Consider the following 22,451-nt stretch of genomic DNA (forward strand, 5'->3'; position numbering starts at 1 on the left):
GCGCACCCGATTTCGGTCTCAGCACGGCCCAACCGTACACATGTGCACGCGTGCACACGCGGGAATTCCAGAATTCTTCACGCGTAAGGCACCAAATTTGCAAAATCGGCGGTGACCGGGGACAGCCACCCCGTAATAATGTGTTTAGGCGGCCTTAAACCCCGTAACGTCATGGAGCCTTCGAGGATGAGTGCCGAGCTCGGAAGCGGACAAATTGCCGAACGGATTGTCCGCCAAGTTAAAAAAGACAGCATCCGCGCCCTGATGCGTGGGCGATATTGCACCGCACGTAGCGAAATCGTGCATTTGCGGTGCATCGACGATCACCCTGAAACAGACGACTCCTTCGGCAGCCAGTTGTGGTACTTCGAAGGTGTCGGCGTCAATGAACTCGACCACCGTCACCTGATCTACGGGGTGATGGAGTACTCGATCCAGTTCGGACTGTTGGAACTGATCGATGACGGCGTGTTCGAATCCGAACATCAGCGTGAACGTTTTCGGAACCTGTACGAAAACGATTACGAACGTCCCAGTTGGCAGCAGCCTCAGCATCGCTGGCTGGCGGCGGGTTTGATGACGACGTCCGCGTTGACGCTGGTTTATCTGCTGTTTCGCTACCTGAGCGTGTAGCCCCCGAATCGAAAAAAGCCCCCGCGGGCCGGTACTCTTTGGGTCATTTTTCGTCGCTCCGCACGGCCACCGCTGGCCGGCGGCTGACAAGGCGGGACGCTGTGCGATAGTCTGTCACGATACTTCACGCAAAGGAATATCTGGTGACAGCAACGACGCCGGGCGACGGCACGGCCGTTCCAAGGTTCGACACCGAATCTCAAAGTGATGCGCCCGGTCTTGCCTCCGATGCGGTCAGGGCCTCCGAAGCAGCGATCGTCCGAGTCACCAATTTGCAAAAATCGTATCGCGGCGGCTCCGTGATGCGCCGCACGCCGGTGAAAGCCCTGAGGGGTGTCACCTTGCAGGCGTACGCGGGCGAAGTTTTTGGATTGTTGGGCCCCAACGGCGCCGGCAAAACGACGTTGATCAAAACACTGCTGGGCATCATCCAGCCCAGCGGGGGCACCGCGGAGCTGTTCGGCATCCCCGTGCATTCCTTTTCCGCCCGTCGCCGCGTCGGCTACCTGCCGGAATCGTTGCGAATCGACCGCCACCATACGGCGCGCACGGCTTTGTGGTATTACGGCCGGCTAAGTGGGATGACGAGAGCCCAGATCCAGCAGCGACGCGAATCTCTTTTGAAACTGGTCGGGCTGGAAAACCGCAGCCGCGAATCGGTCCGCCGATTCAGCAAAGGAATGTATCAGCGACTCGGCCTGGCCCAGGCTTTGATGCACAATCCCGATCTGCTGATCTTGGATGAACCGACCGACGGGCTGGACCCCGTTGGACGCAACGAAGTCCGCCGCGTGATCGAACGATTGCGAGACGACGGAAAAACAATCTTTTTAAACAGCCACATCCTGCAGGAAGTCGAATTGGTCTGCAGCCGTGTCGCGATCATGGCCGGCGGGGAAGTGAAGGGCATTGGCACCATTGACGAATTACGCGGTGACGCCGACGGATCGCATGTGTCCCTGCATCTGCGTGTCAGTTTGGCGGATTACCAAGACGGGCCGGAAACACCGACGCACAATACAGATTTTGCCGCAGTCTGCCAACGATTGAACGATTCACTTGGCCAAGCCGGCTTCAACACTCAAAACGTTGCACCGGAGAAAGACGACGCGGTCTGTCGCCTAGCGGTTTTGGTTGACCGCAACGAAGGCAGCAACGCATTGGTCGACTGGCTGCGGTCCCGCGATATCCGCCTGTTGGAATTGACCACCCATCGTCCCAGTCTGGAAGACACGTTTTTGCGGTTGGTCGGACGTGTGGATACGCAAGACTGACAAAGGAAGCCCAAACGGTGCGATCATTCCGCTTTTCAGCGTACACCGCCATTCTGATCGATTCATTCCACGCGGCATTGGCGTCACGTGTGTTGTGGTGTGCGTTCGTCGCGATTTGGCTGCTGCTGCTCGCATTAGCGCCAATCGGATACCGAGAAGACCTGACCACCGATTTTCGCTGGCAGGACTTTGCAGCCGGCACGAAACTGAAGGCGATGTTGGCCACCGGTTTGGTCCAGCCCGAACAGACCGGACCGGCTGTCGCAAAGATTGCCAATGCATTGCCAGATGATTTGAAAGACCAACTTCGTCAGGTCGGCGAAGGCAGCGAGGTTCGCATCCCGCTGAGCGATTTTGCCGATGCGTTCAACGATTTGTTGGACGATCCATCTTGGTATGATCCGGTCGCCTGGCAGGATCTGCTGGCCCCGTTTGAATTGATCAAACGCCAGCAATCAAACCCTGACGACTGGACAAAATCCGAACGCAGACGGGTGGCCCGACTTCGTTTGGAAACGGCCTTGCCAGGCGTCTTCGAAGCCAGATCCGCACAATCCATCTTGATGACCTACGCGGGATTTGATTTCCCCGCGTCTTTTACCATTGACCAGCGCCAGTTCAAAGCGTTGATCAACCAATTCGTTTTGCCTCAGCTGATCAACTTGCTTCTGGGTTTCGTCCTGGTCTTCTTAGGAATCTTGGTGACCGCATCATTGATTCCGGACCTATTGCAACCGGGCAGCCTTCACTTGCTGCTTAGCAAACCGATCAGCCGCCCGATGCTTTTTTTGACAAAGTTTCTGGGCGGCTGTGCGTTCGTTTTTCTATGCGTGGTCCAACTTGTCATCGGCTTGTGGCTGATTGCGGGTTTGCGATTGGATATCTGGAACGCACGTCTGCTGTGGTGCATTCCGGTCAGCGTGTTTCTGTTTTCGGTCTTTTACAGCGTGTCAGTGTTGGCCGGATTGCGTTGGCGATCTCCCATCTTGTCGATCGGCGTGACCTGCATGTTCGGGGCGATCGTATTCGTGGTCGGTTTCGTCGGTGGGTTGTTTGACGGACTGGTCCGCCGTCCCGACGAAGTGATCGCGGTGACGGTGGACCAGGATGACATCATTGTAAAAACCCGGGGTCAAGGCCTTCAGCGTTACGACGGCGATTCCAACCAATGGGTCGACATCGTCGAAAGCCAAGCGATGGGGCGTGATCGGGTGCTGTCACCGGTGTCGATGGATGAAGGGACGATCGCATCGGCCAGAATCAGTGGTGGTCGGTTCAATGCATTCGGCGCTGGCACATTGGACTTGCTGGTCTTTCGCCGCCGCAATGATTGGGAACCGGAACGCCTGGCTCGGTTGCCCGTTTCCACCGTGGATCTTCGATCGGACCGGGCAGGGCACCTGTACGCCAAGAACATGGGCGACCTGTTCGTCGCTGACATCGATGCCATTGTTGACGACGAAGCACAGACCGCTGACGACGCGGAAGCCGAATCGTCCATGACCAACTGGCTGTCCAAGTTGTTGTCGATGCAGGGTGCGGGGACCGAACGTTTTCGGTCCATCATTCCCGCCAAAGCAAGTGTCGCCAGCCCCAGTGAGTTCGCCGTCGCCGATGACGGCCGATCCCTCTGGCTGATCAGCGCGGGCCGCATTTTCAAACTGGAAAAACCCAGTGCGTCAACCAACGGCCCTTGGGATCTAGACGCGTCCACCGAAGCCGAAGGTGAAGCGTCCGCCGATGCACGGATCGCAATTAGCGGCAACGTCTTGCTGGTTTCACGCCTGAACGAGCCATTGCAGTTCTTTGATGCCCGCGATTTGACGCCGATCAAAGCCCAACATGCACAGGGCCTACAACCCGAGTGGGACTTGGTCAAAGTCATCGGACTGGAAACCCAAAACGACGGCAGAATTCAATTTGCCTTTGTGAATGCCGACGCACAGGCTGGGTTGATCGAAGTCGACATCGTCGGAGACGAGCCGACATTCAAAACACAGACGTTTCCGTTTCGCGAAGTGGTGTCAATCAGCCGTATTGATCAACCCAATCAAGTCATTCTCTCGCACCACATTGATCAACTTGAATGGATCGACTTGCGGACGATGCAAAGCACCAAAGCCGTCCGGCCAAACATGTCAACTTGGCGTCTGGTCGATCGCTACGTGATCACTCCCCTGCGAACGATCATTCCACAGACCGGCGAATTGGGCGGAACCGTCGCCGCGATCATCGGCGGCAGCGATACCGCAGAAATACCAGGTGGGCCCAACCGCGATGACGAACAGGTCGTCCGGTACCCGATCGTTCGACCGGTGGTCAGCTGCGCGGCATTCACACTGGTCATGCTGACGATCGGTTGCGTCTACTTTTCACGCAGCGACTACTGAGACTCACTCACTAAGACGCGTCTACGAAGACAACGCGACCTGCACCGGCGGCATCAGACCTTCACGTCCAGATAACCCTGGGCGATCTGTTTCTGGGCCGTCGCAATGGTTTCCAGCAGCTGATTGATGGCGTCGCCGGTCTGCTTCGTCGCATCCAGTTGCTTTGCGGCAACCGCGGTAGCGACCTGCTGATTCGTCGATGCCTGACGAGCCTGCAGCACCTGTGCGATGACGGGATCAAGACCGGAAGTCATAACAGTGATTTCAAAACCGATGCATTGGGTATGGATAACCAGCTATCAGCCCATCGGTCACTCAGCTCGTCTTGGCAACGAATTCTATTGCCAAATACCTGACAAGCTCTCCGTCGGGATTCCGGCGATGCGGATTAGGGCGACCGTAATGATTACGGCAAAGGCCTACAGAAACGCTTCGCGATACTCAGCCAACGCTTGGGTCGATTCTTTCAGCTGACCGTAAAGGTCGCGATAGACGGGGAACAACGCGTTGTATCGTTTGGCGGCGGCGCGATCTGCTTGCGTTTCTTCGGCCACCAAGATATTCGCTTTGCATGCGGATTCGATGTTGCGGTGCAGACCATCACCGACCATCGCCAGCAACGCCACGCCATACGCTGGCCCTTGTTCGACCTTCAGCGTGGTGACCTTGCGTCCAAAAACATCCGCTTGCATCTGACGCCAGAACGGATTCTTGCTGCCGCCACCAGAAACGCGAATTTGGCGGACAGGCACGTCCAACGATTCGATGATGTTCAAACTGTCACGCAACGCGAACGTGATTCCCTCCATCACGGCGCGCGTCATCGCACCACGATTGTGGTTCATCCCCAGACCGACAAACGATCCGCGAACATCAGGATCCGCGTGAGGCGTACGTTCGCCATTCAAATACGGCAGAAACACCAAACCTTCGCTGCCCGCATCGATCTTCTTGGCTTCTTCGGTAACCGCTTTGTAGACGTCCTTTCCGCTGACACCGGCTAATCCTTGAATGACACTCTCGACCCACCACTGCAACGAACCGCCGCTGGTCAGATTGACGCCCATCATGTGCCACTTGCCACGCACCGCATGACAAAACGTGTGCAGCCGACCGGCCGCGTCGTACTGTGGTTCATCGCTGTGCACAAACATGACACCACTGGTTCCGATGGACGTACTAAGCACGCCCTTCTTCACCACACCATTTCCAACCGCACCGGCCGCACAATCGCCGGCCCCGCCGATCACTTTGCAATCCGTGGTCAGACCCAGAGCCTTGGCGGCTTCGGACGTCAACTGTCCGGTAACCTCTTCGCTTTCGACGACGCGAGGCAACAGATCCGGATCCAAATCCAATTTACCCAACAACTTCTTTGACCAGTTTCGACGCACCACATCCAATAGCAGGGTGCCACTGGCGTCACTGACCTCGGTGACGTAATCACCAATCAGGCGGCGCCGGATCTCGTCCTTGGGCAACAGGACCTTGGCCAGCTTGGCGAAATTTCGTTTTTCGTTGTTTCGCATCCACAGGATTTTGGGTGCTTGAAAACCGGTCAACGCCGGATTCGCCACCATCTTGATCAACGCAGATCGTCCGCCGGCACTTTCAGTGATCTCATCACATTCCGCTGCCGTGCGTTGGTCGTTCCACAACAGAGCGGGCCGAATCACATTGTCGTCTTTGTCCAGAAAGACACTGCCGTGCATCTGGCCGCTAAGGCCGATGGCTTTGACATCCGATGCGTCGACCTTGCCTTTCTTGATCACCGCACGGACCGTCTTCACCGTTGCTTTCCACCAATCGTCCGGGTCCTGTTGGGTCCAACCCGGTCGGGGCTGTTCCAACGGATACGACGCATCACTTTCGGCGACGACATTGCCCGCCTCGTCGACCAACAAGGTCTTGGTGCCACTCGTCCCGACGTCAATTCCTAGATAGAAAGCCATGATGCTGTGATGATTCGTAGTGCGGTTTGAAAAGGACGCCGGCGAACGTCGATCTTCCTGACAAACATGGATCTTCCGTGCCCGGTGCGTCGAACTGGTCCGCAATATAATGCGTAACGACTCGCTTAGCAGACGCCGCGCGTCGAAAGTCGTCAGGGCAGGGTCTGACTGCGACTATCCTTCGCGATCGATGGCGGATGCTTCACTCGTCGATTCGCATCTGTTGCTGACGTGTTCGTCGCAGCCCAGATGCCACGCCCCGTGTCATATGCCGTCTTGATCCCACTGTTTTAAAACTCCAAATCTTTCGTCATGCCGAACCGATCGAATGCCCGCCGACGCCCCGATTCATGTGTTTCGCGCCGGGCTTTCGTCACTGGGGGGCTGGGGTTGGGCACGGTTGCATTGACGGGATGCTCGGAACCCGACGAAGCAAGCCCCGACACAGCGTCCTCGGTCCGAACCGATGTTCCACTGCGTGTGGTTTGGGTCGGCCACGATGATCCATCGGACGTTTTGCAGCGAAATTGGGGTGCGGTCGCTGAGGTCCCTTTAAAGATTCAATGGATTCGTTGTGACGAACAATCGATCACCGAATTGGGCCCCAGCGTATTGGCGGCATCGCGTCGTGCCGACGTTTTGGTGGTGCCACTGTTGTGCGTTGCCGATCTGTATGCCGGCGATTTGATCAGCGAAATCCAAGACGCTTGGCAGGCGGATCTTGACGATTCGTTGGGCCCCGTGCTGACGTCGCTTCGGGTGGGAGCGGCCAGCTATGCGGCAAGCGATTTTGCGGTCCCTTTGGGCAGCGACGTCCCGGTGCTGATGGTCGACGTCGCAACCGATCCGATTGAAAACTGGGATGCCTTTTCCGAATACGCGTCAGGACACGCCAAAAGAGTCGCCGAACCGATCAGCCGTGGTCAATGCGGCGAAAGTTTTCTGCGTCGGCTCGCAGGAACCGTGGAAGCCAACTGGTTGTTTGACCGCGAAACGTTCCAGCCGACAATTGATAGCGACGCTTGTGCCGCGGCTCTCGATTCGATGAAAGCGGCGGCCCAGCATTACGCCAAGCCGACACTGACGGCTCGCGAAATCGGAATGGCGATCGCCGAGGGTACCTTGGATGGTGGAATTGGAGTTCTGCCGGCGTCGGCGGGGGATACTTCGTCATTGGACCTGCGACCACTGCCTTCGACGATATCCAATGCGATGCAGGCTGACGGTGACCCGACCGTTTCATCCGATGTCGGCCCGACCCTGCTTTCGCCGTGGACTTCGTTGGGAATCCTGCCGAAGTCGTGCCGGCAATCAAAATCAGCGAAGCAGTTCCTGCAATGGCTGGCCGGCGGTGAAGGAATTGGCTCGGTCCGCAATCAGCTGGCCGGCTTGGACGTCACTCGGATTGCAAACTCAATCGACGGTGGCGAATCGCTGGCGGATCCCTATCAACAGATTCGACGCGACCAACTGTCGTCGACCATCGTCCGTCCGACCACTCAACTGATTCAAGGCTGTGCCTACTATGACGCTCTTGACGCCGCGATTCATGATTGTGTCTCCGGCAATACGGAACCGGCACAAGCCTTGGCGACGGTCGCCGCAACCTGGTCAGCGTTGACCGAAGCAATCGGAACCGAAAAACAGATTCGCGCCTGGCGTCGCAGCCAGGGACGCCGCATCTGAACTCTGTTATCCGATGGCACCGTGGCGGTGGTCTCAGGGGTACTGGCAGCCACAAAAAAACCGAGATGCGATCTTCTGGGATCGCAACTCGGCTTGTATTGATGCCGCTTATCGGCGGTGCTATTGCAGCCTGAAGTCAGCTAGCGTCGCCGGCCGCAACGGTTTCTTCTTTCTTGTCCGCGTCATCACCGCTGGCTTCGGGACAGTTGTTGGTATCGTCCTCCGGCAAATCCGATTCGAACGCCGGTCGTTCGGCGCGACGGTTGCGACGTTCGTCTTCACCGACCAACTGCAGGACCGCACGCAGACCCGCGTCGCCCAAGCGAGGCGTTGCCAGGCGGACGATTCGAGTGTAGCCACCGGGTCGATCGGCATAACGCGGTGCGACCGTGTCGAACAGGATCGCCACCGCTTGACGGTCGCCGATCAACTGCAGGACGCGACGCTGCGCGGCAACCACGGGGGCACGTGCGGCTGCCCACTTTTGCCAATCGTCGCTTTTGCGCCATTGCTTGTAAGCATCCGTGCCACGATCGGCATCGGTCGCATACTTTTCGGCTTCTTCAGCGTGCGGGATCGACTTTTTCGCGATCGTGATGCACTTTTCGACCAACGGACGCATTTCCTTGGCCTTGTGCAACGTGGTCACAATTTGGCCAGGGTTCTTCGGCGCATTGTCGTCGTATGTAGCATCCCGTTCGGTCAAAAACAGGGCGCTGACCAAGTTTTTCAGCAATGCTTTGCGGTGGCTGGGAGCCCGACCCAGAACGCGACCTTTTCGGCGGTGACGCATTTCAGTGAATCCGTAATAAAGCTTTCAATGAGTGATCGTTGGACCAGTGTGACTAAAACAGCGGTTGGCTGGGAACCCTCATTCCCAAATGCAGTCCATACTGCGCCAACTTTTCGCGGACTTCGTTCAAAGTCGTGTCGCCAAAATTACGCACTTCCAACAGGGAATCTTCGGTCCGCTGAACCAGGTCGCGAACCGTCGCAATGTTTTCGCTTTCCAAGCAATTATTGGCTCGGACCGAAAGCCGCAGGTCGGCCAGCGTCATGTTCAGCTTGGCTTCCAACTGGGCCTCGGGCGATCCGGCACCGCCACGAGCGGCGCTGAAGATGCTGGGTCCCAATTCGCGATACTGCACGAACGGGTTGAGGTGTTTCCGCAGGATCTTGGCCGCTTCGATCAGCGACATCTCGGGGGAAACCGTGCCGTCTGTCCAGATTTCCAAGTTCAGTTTGTCGAAGTTGGTTTTTTGGCCGACCCGAGTTTCTTCCACTTCGTAGCGGACTCGGGTGATCGGGCTGAACACGGCGTCAATCGGAATGATGCCGATTTCATGATCAATGCTGCTGTGTTCGCTGCTTGGAACATAGCCGCGACCATTCTCGACGACCATTTCCATCATGAACGGGACGTCTTCGGTCAACGTCGCCAGCACGTGATCTTTGTTGATGATGTCGACTTCCGAATCGGTTTCGATGTCGGCACCGGTGATCACACCAGCGGTATTGCGTTCAACCGTGATGACTCGAGTCGATTCGGTATGATTGCGGACGATCAGGCTTTTGACGTTCAGCACGATCTCGGTGATGTCTTCCAACACGCCAGGAATGCTCGTGAATTCATGCTGGGCGCCGCGAATCTTGATCTGCGTGACGGCACTGCCCATCAAGCTGCTCAACAGAACCCGTCGCAGGCTGTTTCCAACGCTGGCACCGAATCCACGCTCGAACGGCTCGGCAATGAATTTGCCATAGGTCGCCGACAGGGTGTCACGATCGACTTCGACGTTGCTGGGCAATTCCATACCACGCCAACGGATGTGCATCGACATAGGGGATTTGACTCTCTGGAATGTTTGGTGAATTCGGCGAAGGGACGGGAAGACGGGTCGATTCGGTGGCCATCCGGACCGACCGTCTTTTCATGATCTTTCGCGATCAGTGCTGTAAACCGTGACGGGCCGCTGGTGCCCCGAGCAACCAAGCGGATTGCCCAAGACGAGTCAGCCCACGCTGCGGTATCCGATCATCGGGCCATCCAAAACGAAGGAGCCGAAATCGGGCGTCCCGATCACCCGAGCATCCCGGGCGGCATCCGTGCGATGCGACTCCGGTGGCAAACTCGAGCTGCGGAACCACAGCCAACCGCGGTCTATCGGATCAGACGCGGCGTTTCTTACGGGGCCGGCAACCGTTGTGCGGGATCGGCGTCACGTCTTCGATTTGCTTGACATTCAGCCCAGCTGCCTGCAACGCGGTAATGGCGCTTTCGCGTCCGCTGCCCGGGCCTTTGACACGGACCTCGACGTCACGCATGCCGAACTTCGTGGCCTTTTCCGCGGCCTGTTGAGCGGCACACTGCCCGGCGAACGGCGTGCTCTTGCGGCTGCCCTTGAACCCACTGGTTCCGGCACTCGCCCAGCACAACGTGTCACCCTTGGGATCGGTGATCGTCACGGTCGTATTGTTGAACGTTGCGTTGACGTGCGCAATGCCATTACTGACGTTGCGTCGGACTCGCTTCTTCTTGTTTGTCTTTGCCATCACTCGGCCTCAATCGACAAAAATCGGATGTCTAAATTTCGGGATGTTCGATAACGGGAACCGAAACGCTTTGTGCCAAACCGCCGACCAACTGACGGCCGTCGACGCAAGACTCGCTTCGATTCGAAATTTTTGTTGTTTACTTGATTCGTGTGCCTGGTTGCCGAGTCGGCTGAAAACCGTTCACTCGACTCGCCAAACCATCCATGACGACGGGCTCGATTGATCCGAACCGATCACAATGTCCATGGCGATCGCCGTGCAAATTCCGGCCGACTCTCAAATGGACGCCTGGCCTAAAACGGTTTCACCGCCATGCTCCGCGTCGCTGACATCTTGACGGAGATATCGGTAAAGCCCTCTGTCGCAACCTGACCGGAATTTGACGCCCCCCCAGGGCACCCGACACACTGCATCTCGGGCCGTTCTTCGCCAGGCGGCCGTTGGTCCCCACAACCGAAGGTGCGAAAGGAGCGGGACACCGCACCGGCGAACACGATCGGCTGAAACACAGGCAACAAACTAACGAAGGTCCTTGACGCCTTTTTTACCGGCAACCGTTTTCCGCGGTCCCTTACGGGTGCGAGCGTTGGTTTTTGTTCGTTGGCCACGCACCGGCAGACTCAGTCGGTGACGCATGCCACGGTAGCTTTTGATCTCTCGCAAGCGTCCGATGTTCTGGGCGACCTGACGACGCAACGGCCCTTCGACCACGTAGTCACGTTCCAGCAACGCAGAAATACGGCTTAGCTGCTCGTCATCCAGATCACTGGCGGGAAGCGTCGGATCAATGCCCAGCTTTTCGCAGACCTCACGCGCGGAATTGAATCCGACGCCATACAGGTACGTCAGCGAGTACTGGATTTGCTTATCGTTCGGGATGTCAACGCCCATCAAACGGGGCATAACACGGCTCCTGGGTTGACCTTACGTGGGGGGACGGCGTGAGGCGACGAATCGGCACTTCGCGGGAAATGGGGCATCCGTCCATCGGAACCCGGCAATCCCGTCCGCCAAGAATCCAGCTTTATAGCGGCTGGTCCCATTTTTGCTCAATGGGGACGAGTCCTCAAAATTCCAGGAATTTTCCCGATGGCTTCTTTAACCCCTCCGATTTTGGCCATCCCCCGCCATTCGGCCCCGCTAGCGGCGGACCAAACGATGAAATTCGGTGGGCATCTGATCAGCGGCGCCGGCGGGATATCGAACGGTTTCCACCGCACGCCACCGCGATCGATCCATCGACAGATGAACGTCCCCGCTGATCCTGGAAAGTACGGTGGTCAGCCACAATTCGTCGCATTCTGGCAGCAACGCCTGATAGATCGTCGCGCCGCCAACCACAAAAACAGGACAGCGTCGCTGATCGTCCTCCAGACCTGAAGCATCTTTGGAATCGCCGGGCGCAATCAGCTGATCCGCCTGCCGCAGCGCTTCGCTGGGCCCTGGAGCGACCACCACCCCCGCGGCCGACCAGTCGGATTGGGCGGTGATCACGACGGTCTGGCGACCGGGCAACGGACGCCCGATTGAATCGAACGTCTTACGTCCCATGACCAAAACGCCGCCCATCGTGGTGCGTTTGAACCGTTGAAGGTCACGGCGAAGCCGCCACGGCAGGTCGCCGCCGGACCCGATCACCCCGTCGGGCGTTGCCGCCACCACGGCAATCCGGCGCCGCACCGCTTGTCCCGATTTGGATGCGTCGCCCGGTTCCGAATCGTCGTCCGCCCGGACGTCGAATGCTTCGTTCGCCCCCATCAAACCGCCACCGGGGCCTTGATGTGGGGGTGGGGGTCATAATCGCTTAGGCAGAAATCTTCGAATTGAAATTCGTCGATCGATGCCGGGTGCGACTTCAATTCCATGCGAGGCCGTGGCCGCGGCTGACGTTCCAATTGCAAACGCGCTTGATCGAAGTGATTTTGATACAGATGCAGATCGCCGAAGGTGTGCACAAATTCGCCCGGCTGTAACCCGGTCACGCGAGCCATCATCATCAACAGCAAGCTGTAGCTTGCGATGTTAAACGGAACGCCCAGAAACAAGTCCGCACTACGCTGGTACAGCTGACACGAAAGGCGATCCGCTTCCACATAGAACTGGAACAGCAAGTGACAGGGCGGCAGCGCCATTTGCGATACCTCACCAACGTTCCAAGCCGAAACGATCAACCGACGGGAATGCGGGTTGTTGCGGATCTCGTTTTGGACCCAAGCGATCTGGTCAACGGTCTGCCCATCGGCCGCCGGCCAACATCGCCACTGATGACCATACACCGGGCCCAAATCACCGTTTTCGTCGGCCCATTCGTCCCAGATCGAAACGCCGTGTTCGTTCAACCACCGCGTGTTGGTGTCGCCCCGCAAGAACCAAAGGAGTTCATAGATGATCGACCTGAGATGCAGCTTCTTGGTCGTCAACAACGGAAACCCGTCCGCCAAATCGAAGCGAACCTGACGCCCGAACACACCGCGGGTACCGACACCCGTCCGATCCGTTCGATCGTTTCCGTTGTCCAAGACGTCACGAAGCAGATCCAAATATTCTTTCATGCCGTCCCGCGCCAATCCAAAGTCCAGTGCCGGTCGCTGGTCATTTTCACTGACGCGGCGTCCATCCCCAAATCGTTGACGATTGCCCGGACTTCTTCAAGCGTCAATGCCGCGTGCAGCGACTGGCGATACAACTGCTGGGCCGACGGCGGTTCACCTTCCGCGTGGGCACGAATCAACGCCTCCACCGTCGCCTCGTCCTCGGGACGGTACAAGTCACGCACGAACACACGACCAGCATCGCCCGCCAATCGCTTTGCCGCCGCCAACAACAACCGCGGCTCGGCCAAATGATGCGCTACTGTGTTCGAAACGGCGGTGTGAACCAGACCGTCCTCGAAACAGCTTAGGTCTTTGATATCGGCATGCTGCAAGGTGACGCGGTCGATGACGCCTTCGATTTCGAGTTCGCGTTTGGCGATGTCCAACATCTCCACATCGCTATCGATCCCCAAGACTTCCACCTCCAAGCCCACGTGGTCGGCGTTGCGACAAATCAGGATCGGAATCTCCCCCGGGCCACAGCCCAAGTCGATCACTCGTGGCCCGACCGGACCGCCGCTGAACAGATCGTCGACGAATTGCTGATTGACGGCGGTGTGATCCATCGCGTGATAAAGATCCGCATCCTCGGCCGACTCACCAATCTCTGGCTCCAGAACCCGTTGCAGTGCCAAAACTGTCCTCGCTTATTTTGGAATCCGGCTGTGCCGCAAAGCCGGTCGACACGACAAGACGACTGAAACTCTTCACGGCGACACCGGACGCTGGTTTCTATCACCTTTCGTCTTTCCGTGCCGCCAGATGATCAAGCACCCAACAATCTGAAACGATCCCGAAGCCGGGCCCCCGGTATCAACCGGGAAGCCAGGCATTGCACAGGGGATCAGCCGCCCCCAGAAGCCGTAGCCGACCGAGAATGCGTGGCCATTTCGTTTCTAGGCCAGCGAACCAGGTTGCTCGGCAACGTTGAGGGACTCGGCCGACGCGAAGACTGCGGCCGCCCGCGTTGTTCACCTTCAACGGACCGCGTCCGCTGTCATCTAATGGGACAGATGCGACCAAAAAAGGCAGTGTAGGGCAGGGATTCGGGAACGCCCAAAAATTTCGGATGGGATTCGTTACAAACCGTCCCCTCGCAACTACAAAATACCTGTACATCGCTTTTTTCAAATGGAACGATCACGATGACTTGGTAATCTGGGCAACGAGTTTTCTGGTTTTTTTGTCGCAGTTTTGTTTGCCAACAGGAAAAACGTCGCCATTTCTGCGGCCCACCGCAGTTGCACTGAATTTCGACTGTTCATCGCCGTACGGCGAATCCGCGACGCCCCCGGCCGTCGGGATTCCTGGTGGTCGGCAACGGTCCACCGGGGAAAACGCCGCGTTTGTCCTTGGCCGACCCGAACAGCGAAACGACGGACCGTGATGGCGACGATCGCCACAGCGACGACGATCCCATGAAATTCGCAAGGCACGGTGGCCACCTTTTCCCCACTTTCCCCACAATCCTGTCGTAAGTGAACGTGAATCGCCGCCAAAACAACTCCTGGGCGTCATTGAGCGTGGCCGACTTGATCGGCTCGGTCCGCCGCCACTTGATTTCGGTCATCTTGGTTGCCATGGTCGTCACCACCGCGGTGGTCGCCATGCTGCTGGCCTGGCCCAATCAGTACCGCAGCGATGGGCTGATGTATGTGCGTCTGGGCCGGATGGCTTTGAACGTCGATCCCACGGCCAACCCGTCGGCGGGCGTGTCGCTTCAAGAAAGCCGAACCTCAGAAGTCGTCAGCATTGCCGAAATGCTGGGCAGTCGTGAAATCGCCGAACGTATCGTCCAGCAGCTCGGGGCCGACACTTTGCTGCAACCCCGGACCTGGATCGACCGTTCGATCGCACGCTTGCGTGACGCGATGCCCAGTAAAGGCGGCGGAACCTGGGGCGACCTGACGGCGGAGCAGTGCCAGGCCCAGGTCGATCTGGAAAACGCGGTTCGAAAGGTTCACGAATCGCTGCAGATCAGCATGCCGCGTGATGCCTACACGGTCAGCGTGGGGGCAAAATTCAGCGACCCCATCGTCGCCCAGCAAATTGCCCAAGCTGCGATGGATCAGTACGCCGGGTATCACGTCGAGGCCCACCGGGCGACCGGATCGTTTGAGTTCTTTGAACAACAGGTCCGAAACAGCCGCGAAAAGGCCGCCAAAGCGCAACAGGCCCTGCAGGCGGCCAAGAACGAACTGGGATGGCTGAATCCCGACACGGCCGAAAAGACACTCAGCGAACGCTTCGTCAACGTGGAAGTCGCCATGGACGAAACGTCCGGCCAGCTGGCCGAAGCCGAGCGGACGGTGATCGAACTGGCCAAACAACTGGACACGGTCGACCAATGGATTCCCGTCGAAAAGACCAGCGGCGTCGCCAGCAAATCGGCCGACGACATGCGAACGCAACTGTATGACCTGCAGGTCCAGCAGAACGACGAACTGGCCAAAATCATGCCCAGCCATCCGCGGTACCGGATGCTGAAGGAAAAGATGGAAGCCAATTCGAAGATCGTTGACGGCGAAGAAAAGGGCCGCGATATCAGCCGCGAGGCCATCAATCCGGTCTTTCAAGAACTGCAGACCGCCCACACCACCGCGATCGCCAAGGCCGCCGGGCTGAAGGCCAAGCACGCGGCGTTGGAAACGGAATTGACTCAGGTCCGCAAAGACGTCGAACGGCTGAACCGGGATTCGGCTCGGCTGAATGAGTTGGCTTGGGAAGCCAAGATCGCCGAGCGTGATTACCTGGAACACACACGCCGTTACGACGAAGCACGAATCACGCACGACTTGGATCGCGAAAATCTGTCGGACGTGTCGATCGTCCAAGACGCTTCGCTGAACCTGAAAAAATCGTCCCCCTCCCGAGCACTGCTGGCCATCGTCGGTGCATTTCTGGGGCTGTCGCTGGGGCTGCTGCAGGCTTTCCTGCGTGACACTGGCGATGCGACAGGCCGGTCCGTTGATCGTGAGTTTGCGGGACCAGAATCTCGCATCGATCCGATCCACGATGACGTGGCGGCACCAAGATGGACAAACGGGGCAGATCAAATGGATGCGGAGCACGTCGCCGAATCACGCGACTTGGTGACGAGCGGGGCTGGTAACACGAACACGCATTCCGCTACCGAATCAAACTTGCCTCGATGACAGGAAACCAGCGGAATCGAAAGACGGTTTCGCTTCGGATCACCATGACGATGCCCGAGAATATCCAGAACCTCTTGCCAACGGCTGAAGGCCGCGACGGGTCAACTTCGACCGCGTTATCCCCGCAACAGAAGGACGCCCCGAAGTGCTAGGTGCTTTGATTCAGTACTGGTCCGATCGGCGAGTCCGACGCGGACGCAACGGTGAAAGCGTTCTGACGCGACAACAATTCAATCACGAATTGACTCGCGAACGAATCCGCGCCACCCGACGTTCCATCCCGTTCTGCTTGCTGAACGTGGAATTGACGGCCGAGGCCGATCGATCGAATAACCGCCGGAAACTGGTTCGCTTGCTGAACCGTAACCTGCGGATCACGGATCAAATCGGCCAGTTGAACCGAAACCAATTCGGCGTGCTGTTGGTGGATACGCCGGAAATGGGCGGCCGAGCTTGCTTGGACCGCCTGACCCGCCTGTTCGATGGCGTCCAATTGGACGTTCGATTGTCGCTGCGGGTCCACGACCCCGAGGGCTTCGACAGCGACGACGATTATCCCGGCGATGGCGATCGCCGCGGTGAAACGCCGACCACCCGCCAATGGTCTCCGGAAACCGATGCCGGGCCGGTGGAAGTGTCAACGGAATCACCGATGACTTCGGGCAAGACGATTCAATCGGCGCTCAAGCGATCGGTCGATGTGATTGGCGCTTCGGTGGGACTGATTTTGACCGGGCCGATCATTCTGGGCTCCATGGCGGCGGTCAAACTGACCAGCCCCGGCCCGGCGATGTTCACCCAAACCCGCGAAGGCTATCGCGGACGTCCTTTTACGATCTACAAGTTGCGCACGATGATCGTGGACGCGGAAAGCCAACAGGCGGCGCTTCGCGAACAAAGCCATCGCGACGGTCCCGCTTTCAAGATTGAACGCGATCCCCGTGTGACGAGTGTGGGCCACTTGTTTCGCGTCACCTGCATCGACGAACTGCCACAGTTATGGAACGTGCTGAAGGGTGACATGTCGCTGGTCGGACCGCGACCGCTGCCCTGGCATGAAAGCCGCGCCTGCAGCCACTGGCACCGCCGCCGCCTGGACGTCAAACCGGGCATGACCTGTTATTGGCAGGTCGATAAGGAAGCCGCCGAGACGTTTGACGACTGGATGCGGATGGATCTTCGCTACGTCGATCGCACCGGACTGCTGGGTGACTTTCGCCTGATCGCCCAAACCGTCACCGTTCCGATATTGGGACGAGGTAGTCGGTAGTGGACACGCAAGACGACAGGGATCGCGTCGACGGCGATGCCTCGTCGTCCGGTGACATGGATACCAATCCCGCCATTGATCGGCCGTCAACCGAGGGGCCCTGGGTGTCAAACACTTTGGGCGATTCAGTCGGTCAACCGCTGGATGTGCGGGTCGTCTTCATGACGCACTACATCCCTCTGTATCAAGTGCGTGTGTTGCAATCGATCGCAGCATCGGTTCGTGAATTTCACGTCTTGCTCAGCACGCCGATCGAGCCAAACCGCGACTTTCAAGTGGATTGGTCGGGGCTGAACGTCAACGTTCAAAAGAACTTCATGCTCCGCCGACCGTGGAAGCACACATCCGGTTTCGTTGACGACCTTTACGTGCACTTTCCCACCGACACCCAGGCTCAGCTTCGCCGCCTACGTCCCGATGTGGTGATGTCACTGGAATTGGGCGCCCGCAGCGTCGGCGCCGCACAGTACTGTCGAAGAAACCCCGATGCAAAGCTGATCCTTTGCACTTACATGTCGGAACATTCCGAACAGGGACGCGGATGGATGCGACGTGTGCTGCGTCGTCGATTGATCCGTCAAGCCGACGCGGTCACCTACAACGGGCCATCATGCCTTCGCTATCTGCGGGATCGCTTGTTGGTGCCAGGGCCGAAACTCTTTCCGTTACCCTACGCCGCCGACGATCGCGTGTTCGCGGTCGATCCGCCCAACAGCGCAACATCGGATGGGTCGCGTCCGTTGGGCAAGCTGTTGTGCATCGGTCAATTGAGTGACCGGAAAGGCGTCATCCCGCTGGCGGAGCAATTGGTCGCGTACTGCCGCCAGAATCCCAATCGGCATATCGAATTGACGTTTGCCGGCGATGGCCCCAAGCGTCACGAATTGGAATCGATGGTCACGCCGGACAATCTGCAGTTCCGCCTGATTGGCAACGTCGCGTCGACCGAGCTACGCAAGACACTGGCGGTTCACGACGCGGTGATCTCGCCCACCCTTGCCGACGAATGGTTGCTGGTGGTCAACGAAGCACTTCATGCGGGCGTTCCCGTCATCGGCAGTGTTTATGCACAGGCGGTGACCACCTTGGTGCAAGACGACGTCAACGGTTGGCGTTTCGACCCCTTGAAGGACGCCAGCATTGCGTCGGCAATGGACCGGTATTTCGATACCAATGACGTGGCCTGGAACGCGATGCGTCAGGCGGCATTCCAATCGGTGCGTGAACGAACGCCGCATTGGGCGGCCTCCGGTGCGATCCGCGCGATTCATGCACTGAAGGCCGACCCGTGGCGTCTGCCAGACCCGGAATTGCGTTCGCGGATGACGGCAAAACTGGCGGTATCCCAACCATGAATCGCCCCATCGCAAGCCTATCACTGGACCTGGATAACCGCTGGGCCTATCTGCGCGCCGCCGGCCGCGATGATTGGATGAATCGCCCAAGCTATCTGCCCATGGCGGTCGACCGAATCGTCGATGTACTGGGCGAACTGAACCTACCACTGACGGTCTTTCTTGTCGGTCGTGACTTGACAAACAAGGCGGACTGCGACGCGATTCGGCGGTTCGATTCGATTCATTGGGAACCGGCCAACCATTCCCTGAATCATCTGCCGTGGATGCACACGATGCCCCCGGATCAGATCGAAGAAGAGATCGCAATCACCGAGACACGAATCGTCGACTTGCTGGGCATCCGTCCGTACGGATTTCGCGGCCCCGGTTTCAGCTGCCCTCCCGAAGTCTTGAGCGTCTTACAAGAACGGGGTTACCTGTACGATGCGTCATCCTTTCCCACATCGGTCGCACCAATCGCCCGTTGGTTCTTCATGCTAAAAACGGGCTTGAAAGGCCAGCAAAAAGACAAAGCTAAACAGCTGTACGGTGGATTCGGGTCGATGCTAAAGCCCAATCGCCCCCACCGGTTGCACAACACTGCACCGGAGTTCTGGGAGATCCCGGTATCCGTCATGCCGTTGACGCGTCTGCCGATCCACATGAGCTATCTGTGTTACCTGGCCAGTTTTTCGGTCGCCGCGGCCAAGATGTATTTCTCATCGGTCGTACGTTTGGCAACGCTGACCGGAACGCCGATTTCATTGTTGTTGCACCCACCGGATTTTTTCGGGCATGAAGACGCCGACGACCTGAGCTATTTGCCGGGAATGTCGATGGCACGCGACGACAAACTTCGATTCGTCCGCTGGGCTTTGGAAAGTCTCAGCGGCCGCTTCGAAGTTCGCAGAATGATCGACCAGCTGCACTCACTTGCACCGGAGACGGTTTCGGCGATCACCCAAGCGGATCTGAAACATCACGAATCCGGCGAGTCTCATTCCCCCGTACCGGACCGCGTTGTGGACGCGGCAACGACACCATGATCGACCTTGGCAAGAAAAGCGTTCTGGGCATCGAAGTCAACGCCATTGATTACGAAGCCGCCGTCGCCCGTGTGATCGATTCCGCCAAGCGGCAACAACCGATGTCGGTGACCGCGTTGGCGGTTCATGGCGTGATGACCGGTGTCCAGGACAAGACCCATCGATATCGACTGAACCGGTTTGATCTGGTCTGTCCCGACGGCCAACCGGTTCGCTGGGCATTGAATTCGCTTCACGGACTTAGTCTTCCAGACCGTGTCTATGGCCCAGAATTAACACTGCGTCTGTGTGCGGCTGCGTCCAAGGAAGATGTTTCGATCTTTCTGTTCGGTGCCACGGAAGAAATGCTGAAGCAGTTTGCGGACAACCTGACCGAAAAGTTCGATGGATTGCGGATCGCCGGAATCCGCGCTTCACGATTTCGTCAGATTTCACCTGAGGAACGTGACGACTTGGTCGACGAGATTCGCAGCAGCGGGGCTCAAATGTGTTTTGTCGGCTTGGGATGCCCACGACAAGAGATCTTTGCCTACGAGATGCGAGATCGCCTGGGCATGCCGCTAATTGCGGTCGGTGCGGCGTTCGCCTTTCACGCCGGAATGCTGGACCAGGCACCGCGGTGGATGCAGGACCGTGGTCTGGAATGGTTTTATCGACTGACCAAGGAACCGGGGCGTTTGTGGCGTCGATACGTGTTGCTGAACCCTGCGTACTTGTCACTGTTGGCGATGCAAAAGCTTGGGCTTCGACGGGAAAGCGGGCTCGAAGAATCCAAACCCACCGACGATTTGCTTTTCGGCTGACCCTCAGGATTGGCAAAGCGGTCCCGGGCCAAAACCCGGCGGGCGGCGAGCGGATTGGCTAGACTTGCACTTCTTCAAGTTTCCCTTCCCGCTCAGTTCATTACCCCCCGCCACGAGCATGAAACGTTTTCCGCTTGCAATTCTCGCCTTGTGTCTGATCGGCCTGTCGGTGATGTCCGGCCTAAAGGTCGGCGATCCGCCCGGCGTTCAAATGCATCAGCATGCCAAGGCGTTTCTGTCGACACTGGACAAGGACCAAGCCTCTCAAGCGGTCATTCCCTTCGACGATGAACGCCGCGTCCAATGGCACTTCATCCCGATGAAGACACGTAAGGGCTTGATGCTGGGGGACATGACCGAAGCCCAACGCACCGGTGCCCTGCGTCTGCTGCGTGCCGCACTTAGCGAAGTCGGCTATCGGAAAGCGGACCAGATCCGAAGCATGGAACAAGTGCTGAACGTCCTGGAAGGCGATGGTGGCAATTGGACACGCGACCCGATGAAGTATTACGTCACGGTATTCGGCGAACCCGATGACCAGAAACCGTGGGGGCTGAGCTTCGAAGGTCACCACCTCTCGCTGAACTTCGTGTGTCGTGGCGGCCGAATCGTCGATAGCACGCCACAATTCATGGCATCGAACCCTGCGACCTTGATGAACGAGGTGGAGGACCCGAGTGTCGCCCTGCACAAAGGGGCTCGGATTCTGCGTGACGAAGAACAGTTGGGTTTCGATCTGGTCAATTCGCTGACCGACACTCAAAAGTCTGACGCGATCATCGCTGAAAAAGCTCTCTCGGAGATTCGTTTCGCCGGTCAGGCGCAAGCGGACGTCACCGCCCCCGAAGGCATCCGATATCAAAAACTGGATGCGGACCAACAACAGATCCTGCAGCGTTTGGTTGATACCTATATCGATGTGGTCCCCGAACCCGTCGCGGTGGCACGTCGTGACGGGATTGCGGAAAACGGTTGGAACCAAATCCACTTCGCGTGGGCCGGGGCCACCGAACCGGGCATCGGCCACTACTACCGTGTCCAAGGCAAGAGCTTTTTGATCGAGTTCGTGAACACCCAATCCGACGCGGTTGGCAATCCGGCAAACCACATCCACTGTGTCTGGCGCGACCTGACCGGCGATTTCGACTTGCCGCCTTCACAATAGTGGAGACATGCTCCACTTCATTCGACAAATTCGACAGCGATGGGACGACTGGTGCGGTGATCGAGAAATGGAGTTGTCGATCCGCCGACATCTGACCGAGCATGGCTATTTCGGAACCACGGCCAAGCTCCGGTCGGTGCGATTGATCGCGGTCCAGCGTCCTGGCTGGCAACAGGTTTTTCGGTTCGAGGCGACCGCCAGGGTCAATCCAGAATCCGCCCAGTTTTCGGAGGCCTTCTCCGATGACCCGACGGACACCGCCGCGATTTATCATGAATTGTTCGGCCTTGTCCGCGAAGACTTGCGTGCCAAAATCAGTGACACGCGCGTGTTTGACGATTCCGGTGAACGTGCCGAACTGTTTCGCCGCTGGAGCGATGGCATGATTCGGCTGCGGGGTGCGCACGGTTTGGCCGACAGTTGATCACAGACGCACCAACGGGCTGATCGTTTGCTGCAACTCTGATGAGCCCGCGATCGGTACCGTCGCCCCAGCGTATTCCTACAGCCTTGACGAATCGTCCCTGTTCCGTCGTGCGGTGCACGTCGCGAAACACGGCCTTTCTAGATTCCCATTTTGGAACTTCGCT

Annotated in this window: 20 protein-coding genes; 11 read left to right on the forward strand and 9 right to left on the reverse strand. The window is 57.9% G+C overall.

The annotated features are described in order from the left end of the window. The first annotated feature begins 186 nt into the window (after window positions 1–186). The 3 genes from Mal65_RS19470 (at window position 187) to Mal65_RS19480 (ending at window position 4,297) form a co-directional block, all read left to right on the forward strand. A complete protein-coding gene (locus Mal65_RS19470) occupies window positions 187–633 on the forward strand; it encodes a hypothetical protein (RefSeq protein ID WP_145301377.1) in 447 nt (148 codons plus the stop codon). A 143-nt stretch (window positions 634–776) separates the two neighbouring features. Then, the gene (locus tag Mal65_RS19475; RefSeq protein WP_196784308.1) at window positions 777–1,907 is read left to right on the forward strand and encodes an ABC transporter ATP-binding protein; all 1,131 of its coding nucleotides are present in this window, start codon (window positions 777–779) and stop codon (window positions 1,905–1,907) included. Window positions 1,908–1,924: 17 nt separating this feature from the next. Beyond that, window positions 1,925–4,297 (forward strand): ABC transporter permease, encoded by a 2,373-nt coding sequence (locus tag Mal65_RS19480; RefSeq protein ID WP_165701391.1) that lies wholly within the window; start codon window positions 1,925–1,927, stop codon window positions 4,295–4,297. Between the two features lie 53 nt (window positions 4,298–4,350). On the opposite strand, the gene Mal65_RS19485 is transcribed toward Mal65_RS19480, so the two are convergent. Next, complete coding sequence (locus Mal65_RS19485; protein WP_145301383.1) at window positions 4,351–4,551, reverse strand: hypothetical protein; 201 nt, start codon at window positions 4,549–4,551, stop codon at window positions 4,351–4,353. A 165-nt stretch (window positions 4,552–4,716) separates the two neighbouring features. After that, entirely contained in the window at window positions 4,717–6,249 is a 1,533-nt protein-coding gene (gene xylB / locus Mal65_RS19490; protein ID WP_145301386.1) for a xylulokinase, read from the reverse strand. 312 nt (window positions 6,250–6,561) lie between these two features. Here xylB and Mal65_RS19495 point away from each other — a divergent pair, with 312 nt between their 5' ends. Continuing rightward, window positions 6,562–7,935, forward strand: coding sequence for a hypothetical protein (locus Mal65_RS19495; RefSeq protein WP_145301389.1), 1,374 nt, complete (start codon window positions 6,562–6,564; stop codon window positions 7,933–7,935). A gap of 136 nt (window positions 7,936–8,071) precedes the next feature. On the opposite strand, the gene Mal65_RS19500 is transcribed toward Mal65_RS19495, so the two are convergent. From Mal65_RS19500 to Mal65_RS19530, 7 genes are all read right to left on the reverse strand, one after another. Continuing rightward, entirely contained in the window at window positions 8,072–8,728 is a 657-nt protein-coding gene (locus tag Mal65_RS19500) for a bL17 family ribosomal protein (RefSeq protein ID WP_145301392.1), read from the reverse strand. Window positions 8,729–8,780: 52 nt separating this feature from the next. Next, complete coding sequence (locus Mal65_RS19505; protein WP_145301408.1) at window positions 8,781–9,776, reverse strand: DNA-directed RNA polymerase subunit alpha; 996 nt, start codon at window positions 9,774–9,776, stop codon at window positions 8,781–8,783. A gap of 328 nt (window positions 9,777–10,104) precedes the next feature. Continuing rightward, a complete protein-coding gene (gene rpsK / locus Mal65_RS19510) occupies window positions 10,105–10,488 on the reverse strand; it encodes a 30S ribosomal protein S11 (protein WP_145301411.1) in 384 nt (127 codons plus the stop codon). 522 nt (window positions 10,489–11,010) lie between these two features. Further along, window positions 11,011–11,382: a 30S ribosomal protein S13 gene (gene rpsM, locus Mal65_RS19515; protein ID WP_145305062.1), complete on the reverse strand. Its 372-nt coding sequence runs from the start codon at window positions 11,380–11,382 to the stop codon at window positions 11,011–11,013. A 249-nt stretch (window positions 11,383–11,631) separates the two neighbouring features. Continuing rightward, a complete protein-coding gene (locus Mal65_RS19520) occupies window positions 11,632–12,249 on the reverse strand; it encodes a dihydrofolate reductase (RefSeq protein WP_145301414.1) in 618 nt (205 codons plus the stop codon). Continuing rightward, window positions 12,249–13,043, reverse strand: coding sequence for a thymidylate synthase (locus tag Mal65_RS19525; protein WP_145301417.1), 795 nt, complete (start codon window positions 13,041–13,043; stop codon window positions 12,249–12,251). The genes Mal65_RS19520 and Mal65_RS19525 overlap by 1 nt, the downstream gene beginning before the upstream one ends. Further along, on the reverse strand, window positions 13,040–13,720 hold the full coding sequence (locus tag Mal65_RS19530) for a class I SAM-dependent methyltransferase (protein WP_145301420.1): 681 nt from the start codon (window positions 13,718–13,720) through the stop codon (window positions 13,040–13,042). The genes Mal65_RS19525 and Mal65_RS19530 overlap by 4 nt, the downstream gene beginning before the upstream one ends. 849 nt (window positions 13,721–14,569) lie before the next feature. On the opposite strand from Mal65_RS19530, the gene Mal65_RS19535 reads away from it, so the two are divergent. From Mal65_RS19535 to Mal65_RS19565, 7 genes are all read left to right on the forward strand, one after another. After that, window positions 14,570–16,240, forward strand: a complete 1,671-nt coding sequence (locus Mal65_RS19535) for a GumC family protein (protein ID WP_165701392.1) — start codon at window positions 14,570–14,572, stop codon at window positions 16,238–16,240. A 145-nt stretch (window positions 16,241–16,385) separates the two neighbouring features. Further along, window positions 16,386–17,510 carry a sugar transferase gene (locus tag Mal65_RS19540; RefSeq protein WP_145301426.1) on the forward strand — a complete coding sequence of 375 codons (1,125 nt, stop codon included), beginning with the start codon at window positions 16,386–16,388 and terminating at the stop codon, window positions 17,508–17,510. Further along, the gene (locus Mal65_RS19545) at window positions 17,510–18,865 is read left to right on the forward strand and encodes a glycosyltransferase family 4 protein (protein ID WP_196784310.1); all 1,356 of its coding nucleotides are present in this window, start codon (window positions 17,510–17,512) and stop codon (window positions 18,863–18,865) included. The genes Mal65_RS19540 and Mal65_RS19545 overlap by 1 nt, the downstream gene beginning before the upstream one ends. Next, window positions 18,862–19,893, forward strand: a complete 1,032-nt coding sequence (locus Mal65_RS19550) for a polysaccharide deacetylase family protein (RefSeq protein WP_145301429.1) — start codon at window positions 18,862–18,864, stop codon at window positions 19,891–19,893. The genes Mal65_RS19545 and Mal65_RS19550 overlap by 4 nt, the downstream gene beginning before the upstream one ends. Next, entirely contained in the window at window positions 19,890–20,696 is an 807-nt protein-coding gene (locus Mal65_RS19555) for a WecB/TagA/CpsF family glycosyltransferase (protein WP_145301432.1), read from the forward strand. The genes Mal65_RS19550 and Mal65_RS19555 overlap by 4 nt, the downstream gene beginning before the upstream one ends. 118 nt (window positions 20,697–20,814) lie before the next feature. Next, complete coding sequence (locus tag Mal65_RS19560; RefSeq protein WP_145301434.1) at window positions 20,815–21,861, forward strand: DUF3500 domain-containing protein; 1,047 nt, start codon at window positions 20,815–20,817, stop codon at window positions 21,859–21,861. 7 nt (window positions 21,862–21,868) lie between these two features. Then, complete coding sequence (locus Mal65_RS19565; protein WP_145301437.1) at window positions 21,869–22,285, forward strand: hypothetical protein; 417 nt, start codon at window positions 21,869–21,871, stop codon at window positions 22,283–22,285. Window positions 22,286–22,451 lie beyond the last annotated feature (166 nt).

This window comes from Crateriforma conspicua, from assembly GCF_007752935.1.
GTDB lineage: Bacteria > Planctomycetota > Planctomycetia > Pirellulales > Pirellulaceae > Crateriforma > Crateriforma conspicua.